Annotated in this window: 20 protein-coding genes; all 20 read left to right on the top strand. The window is 36.8% G+C overall.

Annotated elements, in window-relative coordinates; translation table 11 throughout:
• The coding region (locus tag AC4PL9_RS13160) for a T9SS type B sorting domain-containing protein (protein WP_491605209.1) at positions 1-564 on the top strand (564 nt) is incomplete at its 5' end.
• Between the two features lie 17 nt (positions 565-581).
• A complete protein-coding gene (locus AC4PL9_RS13155; protein ID WP_491605208.1) occupies positions 582-1607 on the top strand; it encodes a PorP/SprF family type IX secretion system membrane protein in 1026 nt (341 codons plus the stop codon).
• Between the two features lie 184 nt (positions 1608-1791).
• Positions 1792-2859, top strand: a complete 1068-nt coding sequence (locus AC4PL9_RS13150) for an aminotransferase class I/II-fold pyridoxal phosphate-dependent enzyme (protein WP_491605207.1) — start codon at positions 1792-1794, stop codon at positions 2857-2859.
• Entirely contained in the window at positions 2849-3673 is an 825-nt protein-coding gene (locus AC4PL9_RS13145; protein WP_491605206.1) for an ABC transporter permease, read from the top strand. Before AC4PL9_RS13150 ends, AC4PL9_RS13145 begins: the two co-directional genes overlap by 11 nt.
• Positions 3674-3715: 42 nt before the next feature.
• A complete protein-coding gene (locus tag AC4PL9_RS13140) occupies positions 3716-4396 on the top strand; it encodes a hypothetical protein (protein WP_491605205.1) in 681 nt (226 codons plus the stop codon).
• 25 nt (positions 4397-4421) lie between these two features.
• The gene (locus AC4PL9_RS13135) at positions 4422-5507 is read left to right on the top strand and encodes a hypothetical protein (protein WP_491605204.1); all 1086 of its coding nucleotides are present in this window, start codon (positions 4422-4424) and stop codon (positions 5505-5507) included.
• A gap of 4 nt (positions 5508-5511) precedes the next feature.
• A complete protein-coding gene (locus AC4PL9_RS13130; RefSeq protein ID WP_491605203.1) occupies positions 5512-6663 on the top strand; it encodes an ABC transporter ATP-binding protein in 1152 nt (383 codons plus the stop codon).
• 287 nt (positions 6664-6950) lie between these two features.
• Positions 6951-7610 (top strand): aspartyl/asparaginyl beta-hydroxylase domain-containing protein, encoded by a 660-nt coding sequence (locus tag AC4PL9_RS13125; protein WP_491605202.1) that lies wholly within the window; start codon positions 6951-6953, stop codon positions 7608-7610.
• Between the two features lie 2 nt (positions 7611-7612).
• Positions 7613-8206 carry an acetyltransferase gene (locus AC4PL9_RS13120; protein ID WP_491605201.1) on the top strand — a complete coding sequence of 198 codons (594 nt, stop codon included), beginning with the start codon at positions 7613-7615 and terminating at the stop codon, positions 8204-8206.
• 6 nt (positions 8207-8212) lie between these two features.
• Positions 8213-8977: a TauD/TfdA family dioxygenase gene (locus AC4PL9_RS13115; protein WP_491605200.1), complete on the top strand. Its 765-nt coding sequence runs from the start codon at positions 8213-8215 to the stop codon at positions 8975-8977.
• A gap of 3 nt (positions 8978-8980) precedes the next feature.
• Positions 8981-9883: a glycosyltransferase family 2 protein gene (locus AC4PL9_RS13110; protein WP_491605199.1), complete on the top strand. Its 903-nt coding sequence runs from the start codon at positions 8981-8983 to the stop codon at positions 9881-9883.
• Positions 9883-11661 (top strand): asparagine synthase (glutamine-hydrolyzing), encoded by a 1779-nt coding sequence (gene asnB, locus AC4PL9_RS13105; RefSeq protein WP_491605198.1) that lies wholly within the window; start codon positions 9883-9885, stop codon positions 11659-11661. Before AC4PL9_RS13110 ends, asnB begins: the two co-directional genes overlap by 1 nt.
• A 59-nt stretch (positions 11662-11720) precedes the next feature.
• Positions 11721-13097, top strand: a complete 1377-nt coding sequence (locus AC4PL9_RS13100; protein WP_491605197.1) for a radical SAM protein — start codon at positions 11721-11723, stop codon at positions 13095-13097.
• Between the two features lie 3 nt (positions 13098-13100).
• Positions 13101-14555, top strand: coding sequence for a hypothetical protein (locus AC4PL9_RS13095; protein WP_491605196.1), 1455 nt, complete (start codon positions 13101-13103; stop codon positions 14553-14555).
• Complete coding sequence (locus AC4PL9_RS13090) at positions 14552-15493, top strand: NAD-dependent epimerase/dehydratase family protein (protein ID WP_491605195.1); 942 nt, start codon at positions 14552-14554, stop codon at positions 15491-15493. Before AC4PL9_RS13095 ends, AC4PL9_RS13090 begins: the two co-directional genes overlap by 4 nt.
• Positions 15494-15544: 51 nt before the next feature.
• Positions 15545-16735, top strand: coding sequence for a hypothetical protein (locus AC4PL9_RS13085; protein ID WP_491605194.1), 1191 nt, complete (start codon positions 15545-15547; stop codon positions 16733-16735).
• Positions 16732-17622 (top strand): hypothetical protein, encoded by an 891-nt coding sequence (locus AC4PL9_RS13080; protein WP_491605193.1) that lies wholly within the window; start codon positions 16732-16734, stop codon positions 17620-17622. Before AC4PL9_RS13085 ends, AC4PL9_RS13080 begins: the two co-directional genes overlap by 4 nt.
• Positions 17623-17651: 29 nt before the next feature.
• Positions 17652-18632 (top strand): NAD-dependent epimerase/dehydratase family protein, encoded by a 981-nt coding sequence (locus tag AC4PL9_RS13075; RefSeq protein WP_491605192.1) that lies wholly within the window; start codon positions 17652-17654, stop codon positions 18630-18632.
• Positions 18629-21223 (top strand): glycosyltransferase family 39 protein, encoded by a 2595-nt coding sequence (locus tag AC4PL9_RS13070; RefSeq protein ID WP_491605191.1) that lies wholly within the window; start codon positions 18629-18631, stop codon positions 21221-21223. Before AC4PL9_RS13075 ends, AC4PL9_RS13070 begins: the two co-directional genes overlap by 4 nt.
• A 185-nt stretch (positions 21224-21408) precedes the next feature.
• Positions 21409-22141: hypothetical protein (locus AC4PL9_RS13065; protein ID WP_491605190.1), on the top strand; the 733-nt coding region annotated here is incomplete at its 3' end.

The following is a 22141-nucleotide window of genomic DNA, read 5'->3' as shown; positions in this document are numbered from 1 at the left end:
GCATATGCTGAGTCAGTTGTTGAAAGTGATGGAAATTTCTCTCTGGTTGTATCATCAGAAACTGATATGATCAAAGAAGGAGAAAGTGTTCTTTTACAGGCTGATGTAGACCCTTCTTCAACAGATCTGTCGTATAACTGGACTCCGGCTGCCGGGTTAAGTTGTACGAATTGTGCCAGTCCGGTAGCAACACCTTCGGAAACAACAACCTATACCGTAACGGTAATCTCACCGGAAGGATGCGAACAGGAAGCATCTTTGACTATTTATGTTGAGTCCAGTTGTGGAGAGTTATTCATACCGACTATGTTCTCACCAAATTCCGATGGAAATAATGATGGGTTCTGTGTCCATGGGGAAAAGGATTGTATTCTTTCTTACTCCATACAGATATTTAACAGATGGGGACAGTTAGTATATGAGTCGGATAGTGTAAATGATTGTTGGGATGGTACGTTTAAAGGAAAACCGTTGAATACTGCCTCATTTGTTTACCGGGTTTATGCTACTACCGAAAGTGGAAAAGAAATAGAAATGTCGGGGAATATCAACCTACTTAGATAACAGATAAAAAACGAGTGATGAAGAGAGGACTAATAATATGTATAGCGATCATGTCGTTTTTACAAAGTAAAGGGCAGGATATTCACTTTTCGAACGTGAGTTATTCACCATTGAATCTGAATCCGGCATTGGTGGGGGCTAATCACGGTCTTCGTGCCGTTGTTAATTACCGTTCACAGTGGAACAGCGTGGCAAGACCCTATAGTACATTCGGATTTTCAGTAGATTCAAGATTTAATGAGGGAAGAAAAGGATATCTTGCCATGGGAATTAATTTTTTTAATGATCAGGCCGGGAACGAGAGAATGAGTACAACCAGCACCAGTTTGAATGCTGCTTACCATGTTATTCTGGAAGAAAGCCATAAACTGGGAGGGGGATTGTATGTCGGATTTGGCCAACGTTCTTTAAAAGATATGGGAACGTGGAGCGCGCAATTTGATGGTACAGGGTTTAACTCATCTTTAAGCAATCAGGAGAATTTTGAAAAGATGAATCTTTTTCACTTTGATATGGGGGCAGGTTTGTTGTACTCGTACGAGAAAAGTAAGAGAAGAAGTCGTCGGTCATTAATACAAAACAGAATTAATGTGGGAGCGGGTGCATATCATTTGAATCGTCCGAATTATTCATTTATTAATGTGGGAAGTGAGAAACTAGCCATACGATTTACAGCTTTTGCCAATGCTGTTTTTCAGGTAGGGAAATCAAATTTTGCACTGGAACCGGGCGTGTATTATGCTGTTCAGGGGAAATCACAGGAAATTATTTTCGGAACTTACGGTAAATATGTATTTGAAGGAAGTTCCCGTTATAACTCTAATTCTGATGTTTCCGTGTCACTGGGATTATTCTATAGAAATAAAGATGCACTAATTACGAAGGCAATGTTTTCCTGGTCGGGCTTATCTGTAGGATTTTCATATGATGTAAACACAAGTAATCTGACAGCAATCTCTCGTTCAAGAGGAGGATTTGAGTTCTTTTTGCAGTGGGCAATGGATAGCCCTTTCAAAGGAAAGAGCAGAAGTAGATGGAGATAAGAAAAACTAAAACTGCTGAGTTTTATTGAATAAGTTTTTCTATTTTGTGCTGGTAATTAGGTATGTATAGGATAGAACAAACTACTACTTATGTTGTTTCGGAAGCCCTTTAAGAGAATGAGTTTTAGTTGAAATGAAGATTCGGTTTAATAGCGTGTTTCAGTCTGACAAGTATAATCAGTATATGGCTGATCTATTTTCTGATTACGAATTTTTCAGGAATAAAAAATATTCAGCCTTGTGTCAGGAAGAGCTGGCTTTGGTTTTTGGACGAAATACATATCGTTTATTAACACATTCTGCTACCGGTGGGTTGGAAATGATTGCGAAAGCAATGGATATCCGGCCCGGGGATGAAATCATAATGCCGTCTTTTACTTTTGTCTCGACCGCGAATGCTTTTGTCTCTCATGGTGCGATTCCGGTGTTTGCTGATATTTCCATGAGTGATTTCAATTTGGAGATTGCTGAAATTGAAAAAAAAATATCAGAGAAAACCAGAGCTGTAGTTGTAACACACTATGGAGGACATTCGACTAATCTTGACGCGATACGGCAATTGTGTGATGCGCATCAGCTTATTATGATTGAGGATGCAGCAATGGGCTTTGGTAATTCATACAAAGGACAGCCGCTGGGAACAATAGGTGACATGGGCGTAATAAGTTTTGACATAACTAAACAGATTTCAGCTATTCAGGGCGGAGTGTTACTCGTAAACACTCCAAATTTTATGGATAGACTGGATGCAATTTATCATATTGGGACAAACAGGACGCGATTTGAGACGCAAAAAGTTCCCTATTATGAGTGGGTAGATACAGGGTCCAAATACCAAATGAATGAACTCAATGCAGTAGCTTTGTATGATAATCTGTTGAACCGAACACATATCCTGAATAAAAGAAAAGAATTAAGCCGGATTTACTTTAATACGTTAAGTAGTTATGCTGATTTAATTTTACCGGAGCATAAACTAACGGAGAATATACATTTGTTTTATCTGCTTGCACGATCCGAAGAGGAACGAGAAGCTCTACGTCACCATCTTTCGGAGAAGGGAATCGAGGCAATGTTTCATTACATTCCGTTACATAACTCTAAAATGGGAAAGAAATTTCCCTCTGGAACCCTTCCTGTTACCGATCACGTTTCAGGGTGTTTACTGCGATTGCCTTTGCATACAGGAATGACTGAACAAGATGTTGTAGAAGTGGGGGATGAAATAAAACAATTTTATAATGGAAGATAAAGAAGTTGCGGTTTATTCGTCCAAAACGGAAACATTTGGGTTCTTCTTCCGGCAGATATGGAAATACAGGAGTCTGATTCTGGTATTTGCACAAAGAGACTTGAAAGTAAAATATGCCCAAACATTCATAGGGTTGGGGTGGACAGTTTTACAACCTTTAACGGCATTGTTTATTTACACCTTTTTTTTCGGCTTTTTGTTAAACTGGAAAACAGATGGGATTGATTATCCGGTATATGTACTCAGTGGTTTACTGGGGTGGAACTATTTTTCATACATTGTAAACTCAGGGGCTTTTGGTATACAGGAGTCAGCACACCTGATAAAAAAGATCTATTTTCCGAAAAGCATTATTCCATTGTCCAAAACACTGACAGCACTTGTTGAATTGGGAGTTAGTCTGCTTCTTTTGGTTTTTTTATTGATCTATTTTGGACAGTCTCTTTCCTGGAAAATCGTCTTTCTTCCATTTGTATTATTATACAATACTGTATGCGGGCTTTGCCTTGTTTTCTGGATATCTGTTCTGGCGACAAAGAAACGGGATGTTTTGCACCTTGTTCCGTTCCTTATGTATTTTGGTATTTGGTTTTCTCCTGTTTTCTTTGGGAGCGATCTGTTACCTGAACGTTATAAGTTCGTTCTTGACTTTAATCCAATGGCGAATGTTGTAGAGTTATGGCGATATTTTTTATTGGATTTCGGACAGTTTAACTGGATTTGGGTTGTGAATTTTTTGATAATACTGTTTTGCCTGCTGATAGGTATGTATTTTTTCAATCGGATAGAAAGTAAATCAAACGACTACTTATGATGTGTAATTTTGAGTATTACCTCTGAATCGAGAAGGATTATCATGAAGAAAATTGTTACAATTTTATCGTTTTTTCTATTGGGGGGAATTCTACTGTTTTTTTTGTGCACACCGGATTGGATTATAACAGCTGATCTGAGTAGTATGGAGATCTGGTATCCTAATTTGGGAACCCTAGTATATTTTTTTATAAATACTTTAGTCTATTATTTATTAGGAATGGCCACACTATGTTTAGTGGCTATTAATTACAAGTACATTCTTGAACGAATTAAAATAAACAGTCGTGAAAAATTATATGGCTTGTTTTTATTAGTGTTGATCCTACAGTTCGGTTATTGTTTGGTATATACTGAATTTTATCCTGCAGTAATGATGCCCTCTTTTTCATATGGAAAAATGGATCAGGATAACTTGTCTTTTAATCGTGCAGAGTTATGTGTTTTTTCTGAAGGAGGAAGTGTGTTTCGGGTTGATATGGTTGAGCTTTTGGATGAATTGCCTAATTCAATGCGGAATAGTGTTATCTCTCAATCACTTTTGAAAGGTGAAAAGGATTTTAATCATTTGCAATTTAAAAAATGGGTTGCAGAGAAGATGTCTTTAAGTCAGAGTATATCTCGTATTGAGGTGTATGAGGTTACCAGAGTATACAAGTTTATTAAACAGAAAGTTGTAGAAACAGAGGAAAAAAGAACTCTATTACACGTTATAAAAGGATAATATGCGTCAAAAGTTCAATATATGGATGGATTCATTTCCAATATCTCTGGAGCATTTAGCTCTGTTTCGAATATTTTTCGCTGTTTTTCTTTATTCCTTTACAGGCTTTCCAAGGTTTGATTGGATCGCCTCTTTTCCAGACTATTTTTACTCTCCACCTCCGAGTATAGCAAGTTTTTTTAATGATTTTCCAGGGGAAACTTTTTTTTATGTCATGAATTTTTTACTGCCTCTATTGATGATACTTGTATTGGTAGGATATAAGACATTTTGGGTGTCAGTGTTACTGGGATTGGGCTTTATTCTTGTGTTTTCGTTTGAGTTTGCATTTGGAAAAATTAATCATTCCCATTTTATACCTTTTACTTTATTGCTTTTTTCTTTTTCCGGATGGGGAAAAAGATTTTCAGTTGATTACTTTCTTGACAGAGAGAAAAAGAATAAGTATCCGGCTCCCCAAAAAAATATACTTCCTCTTTACGCATTGATTATTTCATTTTCTTACTTTACCAGCGGAGTTTCAAAGCTATATGGAGGATGGCTGAACACAGATTTTCAGGCAGCTTTTGGATATTTGATTCGTAATTACTATTTCACTGAACGCCAATCACTTCTTTCTTCATTTGCTTTAAATTTGAAGTCGACATTTTTATGGGAGATGATAGACTATGCAGTGGTTGTGATTGAAATACTACCCTTTTGTTTTCTTTTTAACAAAAGGGTTTTTTCTATAAGCTTATTTTTACTTGGGCTTTTTCATTTTTTGGTTTTTCTGATTTTTAATATTTCATTTGTGTTTTACCCTTTATTATTCTGTGTTTTTATAATAAATTGGGAAAAATCAAGGTCAATTGCAAGATTAGTTCGGTTTTTTACGGGAAAAACAAAGTTCTTATCTAGACCAGTATTTGTTGTTGGTTTTGTTTCCGGGTTATATTTATTTTATATAATTCTGATGTATTCAAACATAGGAAACTTAGGAGGAGAATATCCGTTAGGTTACCTACTAGCATTATTGTTTTCTTTTATTGTACTGTTATATTTTTGCTTAGAGTCTGTAAGTATTTATCTTAGAGAAAGGAAAGACTCTAAAAATCATCAAATTGTGTAATTGAATGGAACCTGGTTCTACTATAGTTGTTGAAAATCTCTCTAAAGTATATCCTCTTCGTCAACCTCATGTCAATGAAGAAGGCGAGATGATCACGGAACATTGGGCATTGAAAAATATATCTTTTGAAATCAGAGAAGGAGAAAGTGTAGGAATAGTAGGAGAAAATGGTAGTGGTAAAAGTACGTTATTGAAAGTTTTAGCAGGAGTGACTCAACCTACTTCAGGAGAAGCCAGAATAAGGGGTAGAGTTGCAAGTGTTCTGGATATCGGAGCTGGTTTTCATCAGGAGTTAAGTGGTAGAGAAAATGTGTTTTTAAATGGACAAATTTTAGGGTTTTCGAAACGGGAGATACAAGAACAGTACGATGAAATAGTATCTTTTAGCGGAATAGAGAAGTTTATCGAAGAGCCGGTGAAAAACTATTCCAATGGAATGTATCTGCGCTTAGCCTTTAGTATTATGGCTCATTTGAATTTTGACGTTTATTTGTTTGATGAGGTATTAAGTGTGGGAGACGAAGACTTTAGGAAAAAAAGCTTTCCTAAAATAAATTCATTGATTAACAGAGGGAAAACAGTTGTTTTAATATCACACAATTTTTCTGAGATAGCGACATTGTGTAGTATGGTCTACACAATTCATGAGGGAAGACTGGTTATGAAAGATACGATTGAGCGTTTCCGTTTAAGCTTAATAAGTAAAGATGTTACCCTTCCTTATTTTGTGGAGAGGTTATCTGTAGAGGTGAAAGATACTAACGGAGAGAATCAAAGTACTTTTTTAAATAGTGAGGCATTGTTTATAGAAATAAATAATGTCTATAAAGAAGATAAAACAGATAATAATATTGCTCTTCGGTTAAAAGACAATTTAGGAAGTACGATCTTCAGTACCAGCCCTTCGTTAACAAAAGAAGGGGTAGCTGAAATTGATTATGCAGGTAGCCGGAAATATGTGATGATGGTTCCTCCTCATTATTTCAACCGGGGAACCTTCTTTATTGATATCATTTACTTTAATGAGGGAGGTATTGTAGAAGAGGTAAATAACATTTCGTATTTTACTATTCGGTTAAACCCGGTTTATAAGGAGGTTATAAAGCTTGGGGAAAAGGGGCGCATAAGAACATTTTTTGAATGGAAAATAGGATAACAGGAGATGTGTGACTATATAGTTTCTGTATGAGGTCTATCTTCTGTTAATCAGTAGAATAAATATATTGTGATCTTATATGTGTTTTGTTGTATCTTTAAAAGAAATAAATCGTACGCTACTAATCAGTTAAAAAATGAAAATAACCAACGTTCAAAAGTGGAACGATGAACTAGTTCAAAAAGGTTATGTTAAAATCGACAAATTGAATGACTGTCTTTGGACAATTCCCGGACGTAATGTATTATGAACTCACTTCTCAATTGAGAATTAATAAGTAGTATAGAATGCTAGCTGTATTGGAGAATCTTTTGACTAGAAAAATTAAGGGTTTAAGAAGACCGTATGATCATCCTGTTCAGGAATGGTGTAAAGAATTCGAAGTACATATTGATGAAATACAGTCGGAGTGGAAACAGTATGTTAAAAAATTTCAATCGTATGGCCTACCAATCGATGACTTATCTAAAGAACAAAGGTCTCTGAATGAAGATAAAAAGTGGAAGTCATTATTCTTATTTGGATATTCTCATTTCAATGAAAAAGAACTAATCCATTTCCCAAGGACAGCCGAACTGATAAGGAAGCATAAACATAGAGTAACACTAGCTATGTTTTCGACAACCGAAGCAGGTAAACATATACCGGCGCATACAGGTAACAATTCAGGTGTTTTGAGAGTTCAGATAGGGGTTGATATTTCTGATCCTGAGGGATGTGTTTTACGCGTAGAAGACAAAAAAATTCAACTAAAAGAGAAAGAAATTTTTATATTTGATGATACATTTGAGCATGAGTTAATAAATGATAGTCAGTCGAATAGAACAGTTCTGATTATAGACTACTACAAGCCTTTACCATTTTTTTACCATGTTTTAAATAAAAAGAAGATTTCAGGTATCGCAAAAAGTGATTACGTTCATTCGGTCGTAAATAAAATTAAATAAATATGCTAATAATAGGAACAGGAGGATTAGCAAAGGATATCGTTGGTAGTTTAGCGCGGGATTATCGCCACTTGAATTTTTATTTTTACAATGATAAATCATCGGAAGACCTGTTTGTTGGCAGATATAAAATTTTACATGACGAACAATCGGTTAAACAATGTTTCAAAGAAAACGATAATCGATTTAATGCTGCTATAGCAAACCCATTGATACGGGAACGAATGAACAATAAATTTAAACAATGGGGAGGAGTATTAACAACACTCATGTCTTTACAGGAGCATGTAAGTGAATTCACTGAAATTGCTGCCGGGTGTATTATACAACCGGATGTCGTTATAAGTAGTTGTGTAAGAGTCGGCGAAGGAACATTCTTTAATTGTGGAACAATTATCGGTCATGATGCTATTATTGGAAAATATGTGTCTTTTGGGCCGGGGGCCAGAGTTTTAGGTAATGCTGAAATAGGAGACTACTCATATATTGGCTGTAATTCAATAATTCTACCGGGAGTTAAAATAGGAAGTAAAGTGCGGATTGGAATAGGGAAAATAATTGATAAAGATGTCCCGGACAATACTAAAATCATATAAGACACTATGAAGTTTTTTTCTCAGTTTCAGGCTGACCAGACGAATTTTTCGGAGGTTTTTAAAAAGAATAAGGTTGTCCATGTACAAAAACACTCGGTTGAGAATACCGATACCTACTTTAGGAAATTAGCGAATGAATGTGGTATCACTCTTATATATGAAGAAGATCCGGTCACAGGTAGCATAGCGATAAACAAATGGACGGAGATCAAATATGATGCAGAAAAGTCCGGGGATAGTTATAAAAGTAGTAATAAGTCCCAGCCCTTACATACCGATTATGGATATTTCTCATTCGAAATTTATGCAGCTTTTTTTTATTGTGTTTCGCAAGCGAAGTTTGGTGGTGCAACAACTTTCATAGATGTAGACACAATTGTTCAGATTTTGAAAGAAGCAGATCCAAAGTTGTTCGATCAATTGCAAAATCATAAAATTCATTTTGGAAGGCGAGAAAATCCGGTAGCACACAACGATGATTATATTCTGCAAAAGGATCATTTAGGATGGAAAATTAACTGGAATTACTTTCGGGCAAAAGGAGATGTAAATAATCAGGTTCTGATTGAAGATTTTAAAAATTTCCTTGACCATTATATTGAGAAAAGCGGAGAGCTTACCGAAGTAAAGCTAGAACCGGGGGAGGGCGTTTTTTTTCAAGATAGAAGAGTCTTGCATGGTCGCAATTCCTTTTTGGGAAACAGACAATTGAATAAAGGAGGAATAGCACATACTATTCCTGATGAAATTCGTCAAATTATAGCTGTCTGAATTATGCAGGTAAAAGTTACCGTAGTTATTTTGACATATAATCATGAAAGCTATATTGCAAAAGCATTAAATAGTGTGTTAGAACAGGATCTTGATGCTTCTGTTCAGGTTTTGGTTGCGGATGATGGATCGGTCGATAATACGATCAATATCGTTAAAGAATATAGCCAAAGATATCCCGAAGTATTTACGGTATTGAATGGGGATAAAAACAAAGGTGTTCGGATCAATATCTTGAATTGCTTGTCTGAAATTAAGGGAGAGTATATTGCTATTTTGGATGGGGATGATTTTTGGAGTGATCTGCAAAAATTGCAAAAACAAATAAACTTTTTGGATACTCATCCTGATTTTAATGGTGTATTTCATGATGCAGAAATTGTGCATATCGATAATGCGCAGGAGCTACTATTTGAAAAGAAACGGTATTATTCGCAATCATACAGGTATCAATCGGTTCTCTTTCCTGAAGATGTAATCTCCAGACAAGTAATTCTTCCTTCTTCGTCGGCTTTGTTGCGGAAATCAGCACTGAGCCTTGTTGATACCCGGGCTCTGGTTGATAATTATTCACTGCTTTGGAAGCTTACGTGCTATGGAATAAAGAGATCCCGGTTCTATTTTATGAACGAACCAATGAGTGTGTATCATAATCATCAAAAAGGAATTTCCAAAAGGGATAATGAACAGTTTCACAGATCCCATATACTATTTCTTAATGGACTCCTGAAAGATGAGTTTTATCAGGATTACAAATACGCAATATATACAGCAATTGTAAATGAATACGAAATTCTTTTGGAGTCGAAAGAAAATCTTCTGAACCGAAAAAAAATGTTTCGTCAATATACCATTGCACAAATAAGAAGACTATGGTTTTACAGAAAGAAATTGTGGAGTAACTGATGTGTGGAATAACAGGATATATTGATGTAAATGCGGGAGCTGAACCGGATGTCATTCAACGAATGACAGACACGTTACTGCATCGTGGACCCGATGGGGGAGGTACTTTTATTTCGAAGGATGGAAAAGTTACATTGGGGCATAGACGACTCTCTTTTTTGGATTTGTCAGAAAATGGAAAACAACCCATGCAAGACTTTTCAGAGACTCTGGCAATAACTTTTAATGGAGAGGTTTATAACTATAAAGAGCTGAGGGATGAGTTAAGATCTGAATATACCTTCTCAACTAATTCTGATACTGAAGTTATTCTTGCAGGCTACCGTAAATGGGGTATTGGTGTTATAAGTAAACTGAAAGGAATGTTTGCTTTCGGGCTATTGGATGAAGATAAACAGCAACTCTTTCTTGTGCGTGATCGATTTGGGATCAAGCCATTGTATTTTTCTTTGGATAATGAGAAGTTGATTTTTGCATCAGAGTTAAAAGCTATCCTTGCCTCTGGAAAAATAAAGCGGGAAATAGACTATTCTGCATTCGCAGATTATTTTGTGTATCGCTACATCCCCTCTCCGAAAACGATTTGGAAAGGAGTAAAAAAACTTCCTCCGGCTCATTGTATGACGGTAGATTTGAAAACATGGCGGACGGATTTATCAGAATACTGGGACTTGAGAGCATCATGTGAGAGAGAAGATGAAGCATTAGCAATACGCAAGACGGGGGATGTTCTCAAAAATTCATTGGAGGAACATGCTAGAGCAGATGTGCCTGTTGGAGCATTCCTAAGTGGTGGTTATGATAGCAGTGCTTTGGTTTCCTACTTATGTAAGTCTGGTAATCCCCCGGATACCTTCTCAATTGGGTTTTCAAACTGGGAGAAAAGTGAGGATCAGTTTGCAAAGGTTGTAGCTGATCATTTAAAAGTTAGTAATAAATCAGTGGTAGCTGATGAAAGCAGTCTGGGGTTAATAGATATCATGCCTTCTGTATATGACGAACCGATAGCAGATATTTCTATTATTCCGACTTTTATGGTCAGTAAATTGGCCCGCACTGATGTGAAAGCAGTTGTTAGTGGAGAGGGGGCAGATGAAATTTTTGGAGGATATACCTGGCAGCATGAGTTTTATAGCAGAGAATACCCGGATTCGTTTTGGGGAAAATTGAAGCAAAAGCTATTTCCCGGAGATTCGGTTGCATTTTATGCACAGGCCATGGCCATGGGATGGTTTGATAACGAAGAACTGGAGAAAATGCTGCACCCTGATTTGCATCGGTTTATTCCTGAGGATGTTCATTGGTTTTACCGGAAGAATTTCAGGAAAGAGTTGACTCCGATAAAAGGTATACAGTACATGGACATGAAATGTTTTATGGGGGAATTAGTTCTGACGAAGATAGACCGTGCAAGTATGGCTAATTCTTTGGAAGTAAGAGTGCCTTTTCTGGATCATACACTGTTTGAGTATGTCTTTAGTCTGGACGAGAGTGTGTATTTCAAAAAGGAACAGACAAAGTATCTTTTGTATAAAAATATACAGGAGGATCTTCCGGATGAGATTTTACTGAGGAAAAAGCAAGGGTTTGTAGGACCAGATGTTTATTATATGAATTTGTCCTGGTATAGAAATCAATTAAAAAACAGTAAATTAGTGGAATATAAGTTAATCAATCAAAGCTACATTGACGAACTACTGGAGGAATCCTATAATTGGAAGTTGTGGAAAATACTCGTGATGGAAAAATGGTTCCAAAAATGGATGTGTGATCTGTAAACGAGAAACTGGTCATTTTTGATTCCTTCGAATTTAGGTTTGCGACATAGATATGAGATATGAAGACGAATCGTATCACAGAAAAGATAAAGTTATTATTGGGTGGGAGTAAAAATACGGAGTTAAAAGATAACACGAAGTTACCTTTCTGTCTTGCTCCCTGGAGTTCCATGAGTTTCAATCTTGACGGGACAGTTGCTGTTTGTTGTTATAGTAAAAAAACAACTGTAAGTATAGCAGGAAAATCTATAAAGGAAATCTGGCGAGGAACTGCATTTAGTAGTTTGCGAAGTCGAATGGAAAAAGGTGACTTAGAATATGATTGCAGTATTTGTTTAAATCAGATAAAAACGGGAGAACGATCATCAGTAAAAGCTAGAGATTACGATGCATATTCGGTTTCTGCTCCGGGAGCTTGGCCACAAGTAATGGAGTTTTGTCTTGAAAACACCTGTAACCTTGCTTGTGAGATGTGTAATTCAACACTATCTTCCACAATTCGAAAGAATAATAATTTACCTCCTTATTTGTCTAAATATGATGATCAGTTTCTAAATGAATTAGATGAGTTTATTCCTCATTTGAAAGAAGCTGTTTTTGTAGGGGGAGAACCCTTTTTGATTCCAAGTTATTTTGCGATTTGGGAAAAGATGCAGCGATTAAACCCTAATATTCTGATAAGTGTTGTGACGAATGGTACGGTTTTGAATAATAGGGTAAAGGAGATGCTGGAAAAGGGACGTTTCAGATTGAATATTTCAATTGACTCAATAAATCAGGAGGTTTACGAAGGAATCCGTAATAATGCAAAACTTGATACTGTTTTACAGAATTTTGAGTGGTTTAAGAAGTATGCAACAAGAAAGGGGACAATGCTCAATATTCCGATATGTCCTTTAAAGACAAATTGGCAAACGATTCCTGATACAGTTCGATTTGCAGTAGGTCAGGGAGTATATATCAACTTCTGTTATGTTGATAAACCGTTGTCATTGTCATTAATCCATGCAACTCCAAAGGAGTTAGAGCAGATACTGGATAGTTATTCAAATGAAGAAATTCCAGGAGAAACTTATGTGGCTATTGAGAACAGGAAAAAGTTTCAAAATCTAATTCAGGATATCTACAACTGGAAAGAGGCCAACCTATGTGAAAAGGGAAAAGAATATAGCGATGTTGAAGAATGGATCTGTTCTTTTCTCGAGCAAAGAACGTTATCTGATGAAAAAAAATTTAGTGTTATTCTGAATATGATAAGGGAATTAGTAGGGAAACAATCAGAAGAGAATAGAAAATACGTGGTTGGAATCATTAGTGAAATATCTCCGGATCGACTATATGAAATATGTCATAACAAAGGATCGGAAGAATTAGAAGTGATTCTAAATGACCTGCTTGGGAATTCTTTAAAAGTAAAGAGCAAAAACACACAATAGGTTATGAGACTAAAGTTACTTAGTTACATACTAGTGATTGTAGGCTTGGTGCCATTATTTTTGGCATGTTCAGGAGGAGTAAGAGAAGGTCGGGTAAAAAAGTTCTTACTGGAAGAAACGATTACTTTTTCTGATTCTGTTAATACAATTTTGATTGAAAACAATTCGGATTCCTCGGCTACATTTTCTTTGGATATCAATAAAATGTTTCCGTTGACGAATGAAAAAATTACACAGTATATCGACATACAATCTACCGAGATTAACCTAGAAAAAGAACTGGCGGCTTGGCAGTTTGTAAGTGAAAGAACTTTTCATAGTCAACCATATTCTTCCTTGAATTGGCAGCATCAGACCCTATTATTCTTGAATTCAATAGGAGGAGGTTTTTGTGATGACAGGGCATCTGTACTTGCAGAAGTGTGGCGTTTACAGGGATACTCTTCCAGAATTATTGGGCTGGAAGGTCACGTTGTCCCCGAAGTTTTTGTAAATGGAAAATGGTCGATGTATGATCCCGACGGAAGAATCTACTATTGTGATTCCACGGGTGCAATTTTATCTGTGGAAGAGATTATAAACTCGGGGTTTCCCAAAATTCTCTCAGATCTGTGTGATGAGGTAAATAGTAATCCGTTGCTGATTAAAAAGAATCCGTTTTCCGATCATTTCTATCAACCGTATGTTACGATTGAGAATAATCATGATGTTACGGATTGGCATTTAATAAACAAAACATCTTCTACTGAGTTTATTTTACCCGGAAAAAGTGCACTCTCTTTTATCTATAATGAAAGAAATGGTAGTGTTTCAGTCAGGATAGAATTGACTCCCGGATCAAGAGGGAGATTAAAAGTACCTCTTGTCCCTTACAGCGCTTCGGGGATGCTGGATATTGTACTGAACAATCGAAAAGAACAGATTAGTGATCGTGATTATAAATTCTCCCCGGAGGAGTATATAGAAAACATAAATGTGATCAATGTTGAGAAAGTCAGTGTAATTAATTATCTGATTAATCCCAAACTGGATTTTCTGAAGGAGAAAAATGAAATTCATCTTCAGTCAGATCTTCTTCTAAGCTTATCAGGAACTAAAAGGAATGATAACTCACCTGTTTTGTTTGGCGAAGCCGGATTGTTTTTTGACAGAGGAGAATTGAAGTACAGAGACTTTTTGGCAGATATATCAAACTATAAGGGTGAAGCAATAACAACAGAGCTTCTGGTGAAGCAATTTCGCAAATTTTTACGGTATGATAAGGAGTTGTCAGAAGAAGAAAGAGTGAATCTGGAAAACAGATTCATTCAAGAGAGCAGTGCCTTGCTGAAAGAGACCGGAAAAGAGCAACGTAAAATTTTAGAAGAGTTATATCCGATTAGTGCCTTCTACCTTTTTCTTGGAGTCAGATATAACAGGGTAGACCTTATAAAAACCATTTTAGCCAAAGAAAAATGAAGAAAAAAGTAGTAATCACAGGTGCAGCCGGATTTATAGGAACACATCTTCGAAATGAACTGGCAGATAAGTATACTGTTTTGGGAATAGATTCCCTGAACGGTGATAAGCCTGCTTCAAAAAAGAGAGCTGCTGTTTTTCCGGGAGTAATACAAGCGTCTATTCACAACGATTTTATAAGTGATTTGGAAGAAACACCTGATGTTGTGGTTCATCTTGCAGCCGAAACAGGGATTCCAGGTTCGTTACAGAATCCTGAACTGTATTTTCGCCAAAATGTTGAGGGAACATTTAATGTGCTGGAGCAATGTAGAAAATGGGGGGTGAATTACCTGATATATGCGAGTAGCTCTTCGGTATATAGTCCGGGGCAGGTCATTATGAAAGAGTCAGAGGGATACAATGAGCAGTTGTCTTTTTACGGAACGAGTAAACGCATGACAGAGGTAATGGTAGAAAACTATTGCAGACAATTTGGTATGATAGCCATTGGTTTGCGTTTTTTTACTGTTTATGGCTCCTGGACTAGGCCGGATATGGCGGCGTATAAATTTATGGATGCAATTGATAAAGGCAGGCCGGTTAAATTGTACAATAAGGGAAATGTTTACCGTGATTTCACGCATGTCAGTGATATTGTACTGGCAATCAGATTACTGATGCAGAAAATAGAAAAGGAAAGAAAGGGAGCACATCGGGTTTTCAATATTGGATACGGGAAACCGGTTTCGGTAAAGGAGTATGCAGAAACAATTGCCCGAAATCTGGACAGGAAACTTCATTTTGTTTCAGATCAACTTCCGGAAAATGAATTGTCATCAACACATTGTGACAATTCCTCTCTGTATGAGTATATTGGATTTAGCCCTAAATGTTCAATAGAATATGGGATTAGAGAGATGACCGATTGGTTTAGAGCGTTTCGATATGAAGAATAATCTTGCTATTTCAAGTTGCAATTCCTAGTTTTACAGAACTACATCACTACTATGAAAAAGGTTTTCATTTTCGTTGTTTGTGGAGCCAAAGAGCATATTGATACACTTCATTTTTCGATCGATTATCTTAAGTGCTTTTCAAAACAGGAGATATGGGTACTTACAGACTCATCCAGAAATGAGACTCCGGTATCTCATGAATCTGTAATAGATGTAAAAACTCCGGAAGAATTAGATCATCACCAGGCAAGTATATATTTGAAGACGGGAATTTACAGGTTCGTTCCGAAAGGGAATATGTATTGCTATCTGGATACTGATATTATTGCTTTTTCAGATGGGGTAAACCTGATTTTTGATGAGTATGTTCCACCGATTACCTTTGCTCCGGATCATTGTCGGGTTAAAAAATTTAGTCCTTATGCACTGAATTGTGGGTGTAAGGAAGATTGGGAAAAAGATAGAGCGTTATTTGACGGAGCCTTAAATAAGTATGATAAAAACAGGCAGATAAAGGATACACGTATTCAGAAAGAAGCGAAGGAATTGCAGTTGGTTTTTGATGAGCTTAAACAGTCGAAATTAAAGAAGGTAAGAACTGCGGCCAGATATATCTTAAGTTATCCCAGGTTTAAACTAAACGATTCATTTTCTTTTGATAGAAAAACCAGAACCTGGCAAAATCAATCCGGTGAGACCGTCATGTATGAAGTAGACATACAAAGCATTGAGAAAGAGACAGGATTGAAGTATAACCGTTTATCGGGTAAATGGTTAAATAGCAGTAAAGAGGATATTTGGAAAGACGAATGTGACCACTTGGGAGAAGCAATTTCTATTAAATTTGAAATTGGTAGGAAGATTGGAAACTGGCAACATTGGAACGGAGGCGTTTTTTTGTTTAGCGATGACTCACACTCCTTTTTGGAGTTTTGGCATACCCATACAATAGAAGCTTTTTCAGACCCCTACTGGAAGACAAGAGACCAGGGAACGCTAATTGCCACTGTATGGAAATTTGGACTGGAAGGACATCCAACACTTGATAGAAAGTGGAATCTCATAGCCGATTACTACAATCCTTATCTGAAATGGATCGATGATCAAGTGCTCAGAATCGATAAAGATTTGCATATTCGACCTGAATTAGTGCATGTCTATCATCACTTTGAGGACAATAACTGGGAATTTTGGCGTCAGTTAATTGCAAATGCTGAACGAAACAAGAAGAGTTGTAGATGATGAATTTTTGTACAATTTCAACGAGATCTCATTTGTTTAAAACGTATGCTCTGGCAGAGAGTCTTGTGAGATATGGAGCTAAAATTCACGTACTGTTAGTAGATGGAGGAATTCCGGACGAATCTGTCTTACCTGAATCAACAAGAGTTTACTCATTAGAATGGTTAAGTAATGACAGAAAGGCTCAGGAAATGATAACGAAATACAAGAGACAAACTGATAAATTGCGTTGGGGGCTAAAGCCTGTGTTTATGAAAGCTTTATTGGTGGAAAACGATAAAGTAGTGTATTGTGATAATGATATTTTGTTTTTTAATTCACCAATAGAACAATTAGAGAGTCTACTGGCTGAAAATGATTTTATTTTGACGCCTCATTTTTATAAAGCAGATCCTTCCCGGGATCAGAATTGGTTGGAGGCAAATTTCAGGGTGGGATTGTACAATGCCGGATTTGTTGCTGCTTCTGTTAAAGCAGTTAATATACTGGAGTGGTGGACGGATGCGTGTTTGTATAATATCAAAAAAGCATTCTGGAGAGGATTGTTTGATGACCAGAAATATTTGGATTTGATACCAATACTTTTTGATCGGGTAGCTGTTTTGAAGGACACAGGCTGGAATCTGGCAGGTTGGAATTTTGAGCATAGATTACGACAAAAAGGAGAGGTTGATTCTCATACAGTAATCTGTATTCATTTTGCAGCATTGAGTATGAGGGAATTTAAACAGTTGGAGCATCCAATGCATTTGTTTTATAAGGAGTATGTTGGAAAATTAAGGAAATACAAACCGGATTTTATTCATCGGGATGAGAAATGGTCTTTGCGTTCACTGAACACATTTTTGTATTTTTTGAAATGGAAATTAGCAAGGACTTTTGATTGAGATTAACCTGAATGTAAACTACTTAAAACATGAAGAAAACGGTTGTGCTTGGTGCAGGTGGATTTATTGGGACACATTTGGTGCGAAGATTAAAAAGAGAGGGGTGCTATGTTGTTGGTGCTGATCTGAAAAGACCTGATTTCTGTGATTCAGAGGCGGATGAATTTGTTATAGGTGATCTTAGAGAATATGATTTTGTATCGAGAGTTATCCCGGACAATGTTGATGAGGTATACCAACTGGCTGCTGATATGGGCGGGGCGGGATATGTTTTTACCGGAGATCATGATGCTGATATCATGTACAATTCTGCTGCGATTAACTTAAATGTGGCAAAAATTTCAGTAGAAAAACAGGTAAGAGCACTGTTTTATGCTTCGTCAGCATGTATATACCCCGAGTATAATCAACAGGATCCTTTGAATCCGAAATGTGGTGAAGATACCGCTTACCCTGCTCTGCCTGACAGTGAATATGGATGGGAAAAGCTATTCAGCGAACGTTTGTACATAAATTTTAATAAAAATTATGGATTAAATGTGAAAATCGGTCGGTTGCATAATGTATATGGAGAACTGGGTGTCTGGGAGGGAGGAAAAGAAAAGGCTCCCGCAGCATTGTGTAGGAAAATTGTTCAGGCTGACAATGGAGATATCGTGGCAATTTGGGGGGATGGTGAACAAACCCGGACCTTCCTTTATATAGATGATTGTCTGGATGCTATTAGTAAGTTGATAAGATCGTCCTTTTTAGGTCCGTATAACATTGGTTCAGAAGAGATTATTTCGATTAATCAATTAGCTGGTATTATTGCAGAAACTGCAAAAAAAGAGGTAGTATTCATGCACGAAAAAGGGCCAGAAGGGGTGCGTGGGAGAACCTCTGATAATCGTTTTATAACTCGGGACTTGAATTGGAGTCCCGGAATTTCATTACGTGAAGGAATTGAAAAGTTATATCATTGGGTAGAGAAGATGAATCAGCGTAAACAGGAAAGTAAAAGAGAATGACAGGAAAAAAGCAGATCGGAATAAAGCCTGAATTTTGGACAATACGTAAATACAAATACATACTGATTATCGTTGGGTGTATAGTGTTTGCCAATACACTCATGAATGGGTATAATATGGACGATGAATTGGTCACGAGGAATCATCCATTGACTTCACAGGGGGTAAAAGCTATTGGAGAAATTTTTTCTTCAAGTTATTACAGTGACGAAATGGGGTATGCGTATGGGTATCGGCCTATTGTACATCTTTCGTTTGCCATTGAACATGCTTTTTTCGGCGAGAAGGCAGAAGTCAGTCATTTGATAAATCTTATTCTTTATTTGGCAGGAGTTCTTACTCTGTTTAAAGTGTTGGCGCGTTGGTTTGAAAAAGATCAATTGAAGTGGGCTTTTTTAGCTGCACTTTTATTCCTGATACATCCGGTTCATGTGGAAGTAGTGGCTAGTATAAAAAACAGAGATGAATTATTGGCTTTTCTCTTCGCGGTTATGTCTGCTTTACTTATTCTAAAATATGCTGAGAAGGATAAAGGAATGGGTTGGCTGTTGTTGGCTATTCTGTTTTTTGGAATTGGAATGCTGGCTAAAAAGAGTATATACCCATTGGTGGTTGTCTTTCCCATTGCTTCACTTTTGTTGCGAAACTTATCAGTGAGGAAAGTGATATTTATGTCTTTGGGGTTGATTATTCCGGGAGCACTTATTGCAGCAGAAATGCAATGGGAGAGATTTGTAGTGGCAATTGTAGTTCCTTTATTGGCAATCTTTGGAGTTTATTACTGGAAACGATTAGAGTTGAGTTTTAGAGATGTTATTCAAAATACTATTGTCCTTTCCGTTATCTCATGGGGGGTAGTTCTGATAGGTATATTTAATTCGGATTTCAGGATTGTACTTGCAGGAATACTGATTGCTTTGTCCATTGTGTTTTTGAATGCTAGAATAGGTGTTTTGCAGATAATAATTCAAACAGGCATAATCGGAGCTTTTTGGTTTTATACTGATTTTAGCGCTTATTCTTTTCTGATAGCATTGATTTATTCATTTTATGTTCATCATAAAAACAAGAAGTTAGATTTACTGTTTGTAATACTCGTCTGTGTTTCCGGGGCTGTTTACTTCTATAGTACTTTTATTGGAGGAGAAATGAGCTTAGGAAAAATGATTATTGTTTTTGTTGTACTGCTTTATTTGAGTCTATTTTACTTTTTCAAAACATGGGTAGCCTTTTCTGTTGTTATATTATTGATTGTTTTAAGAATACTTTTTTGGCACAAGGTATGGGCAGAAGATGGGTTTGGATTTCTGATGAATTCTTTGGTTTTACTTTCAGTTGGTGCTTTGTTTATAAAAGAAAAACAGGTGCTAAAGCAATGGATTAGATATGTTCCTATAGTAGCATTTATCATCCTTTTGTTGGGAGAAAAAGAACTCTATAAGCACAAAAGTAGTGCAGATTCAATACAACCTGTAGCAGAATGGGTGAAAAATAGTACCATACATCAATCAGATTCTGAAATAAGAGAAGGAAGACAATTGGAATATGTTGAAAATACACTGGTTGCGCCACATTCCTCCGAAGAAAAGATCGCTACTGGTTTTTCAGTCTTAGGTAACTACATTCAGTTAATGGGATTTCCGGCAGAACTGTCTTTTTATTATGGATATGCAAAAGTCAAAACAGAAAACGTATCCTCTATAACAGTTTGGCTAAGTATTATTATCCATTTAGGATTAGTAATACTGGCGTTTCTGATGTTAAATAAGCGTCCATTGATCACTATAGGCATAGTTTGGTATTTAGGTTGTATTCTTTTGTTTAGTAACTGGATTGAATTGGTAGCAGGAATGGTTGGAGAACGTTTGGTTTTTGTTGCTTCTGCAGGTTTTTCTTTGTTTATTATCGCTGTTTTTAGATGGTCTAACCCGGAGATGAACATGAAAAAACCGGGTGTTTCAGGATTCCTTCTGATGGGAATTCTTATTGTGTTTACAGGTAGAACAATCGTAAGAAACGCAGATTGGAAAGATGCAGTGACATTAATGCGTCATGATATCATACATTTGGATCATTCTGCACAGGCTCATAATTTGCTTGCTACTAACCTGATGAAGGAATCATTAGACAATACACGATTGCTTCCTGCAAATCGTTTGGCATTGCAACGAGAGGCATACCATCACTTTGTCCGGGCTACGGAAGTCTGGCCTTATTTTTTTAATGCCTGGTACGACAGGGGGAGAGTTGCTACCTATTTGGGAGAATGGAAAGAGGCCTCTTTTTCATTTGAAAAGGTGCTGGAGCTAGATTCGACATTCCTGCCTGCTTATTACGCTGCGTTAGATGCTTATGATAGAAGTGGAGATAGTCAACAATACCTCAATACGGCACGTGAGTTACTCTCTTATGAAAAGAAAGAGGGGAATTACGAGTTGCTGGCCAGAGGCTATTACCTGAATAATAAAATTGATTCTGCTCTCTACATACTTGGGGTAGGTATTGACTTGTTTCCTGAAGATGAAGGCTTGCGATCTAACTACATGCATATTAGAGATTTGGAACATTATAATGGCGTAACAGATCGTTAATAAAAAGGTGTTTATTCGGTAATGTGTTAAATATTCAACAGCTATATTCCTCTATACCGCCAAAACCTCTTGGTTTTATTGGTAAGATACTTGATATCGAATTAAGTACAAATACTTAAAGATTTGGTTAGTAGGGGTAAATTGTTTTAATTTTGACAATTATTCAATCTACATATTACTTAAATATGAAACTTTTTATCACCTTAAAATCCAAACGCATTGTTGCATTGGGTTTGTTTTTCCTAACCATTTTATTATTTCCTCTTAAAGGATTTTCGCAAGTTACGATAACCTTAGGATCAGGTACTTCAACCAGTTCTCAGTCAGGATTGGCTGCTATTAATACGGATTTTACTGATTCACGGGCACAATACGTGATTAGAAGAGCAGATATTATTAATGCTGGAGGAATTACAGGAAATATTACTTCATTGGCGCTTTATGTGACAGGTACTCCGGGTAGAACTATGCAGGGGTTTTCTGTGAAAATGAAAAATACGACTGTTGCCACTCCTGCAGGAATGGATGATGTTGGACTTACAACCGTATATTATAACAGTTCTGAGCCTACTGGTAATTTTTCCTCTGGTGGTTGGCGAACGATTACTTTTTCCACTCCGTTTGGTTGGAATGGATGTGATAATTTGTTGGTTGATATTTGTTTTGATAATTCAGGATATACTGAAGGGGGAGCTGTCAGGGTTTATAATGCCGGGTATCGTACAACTTCTTATGAATATATGGATCATGGTGATGAACGTCCTGTTGAAGTAGGGTGTACAATGCCGAATTACCATGATCACTTTTCGAATTCACGACCTCAGATGAGGTTGACAATAGTTCCGGGTTCAGGACCTGTTCCCACACAAGTAGGCTCTACTGCCTCTGCTAACGGAACGATTCCGGCAGCACCAAGCT

This window comes from Wandonia sp., from assembly GCF_984588085.1.
The sequence above is the reverse complement of the archived record's forward strand: the minus strand, read 5'-3'. Positions and strand labels throughout refer to the sequence as shown.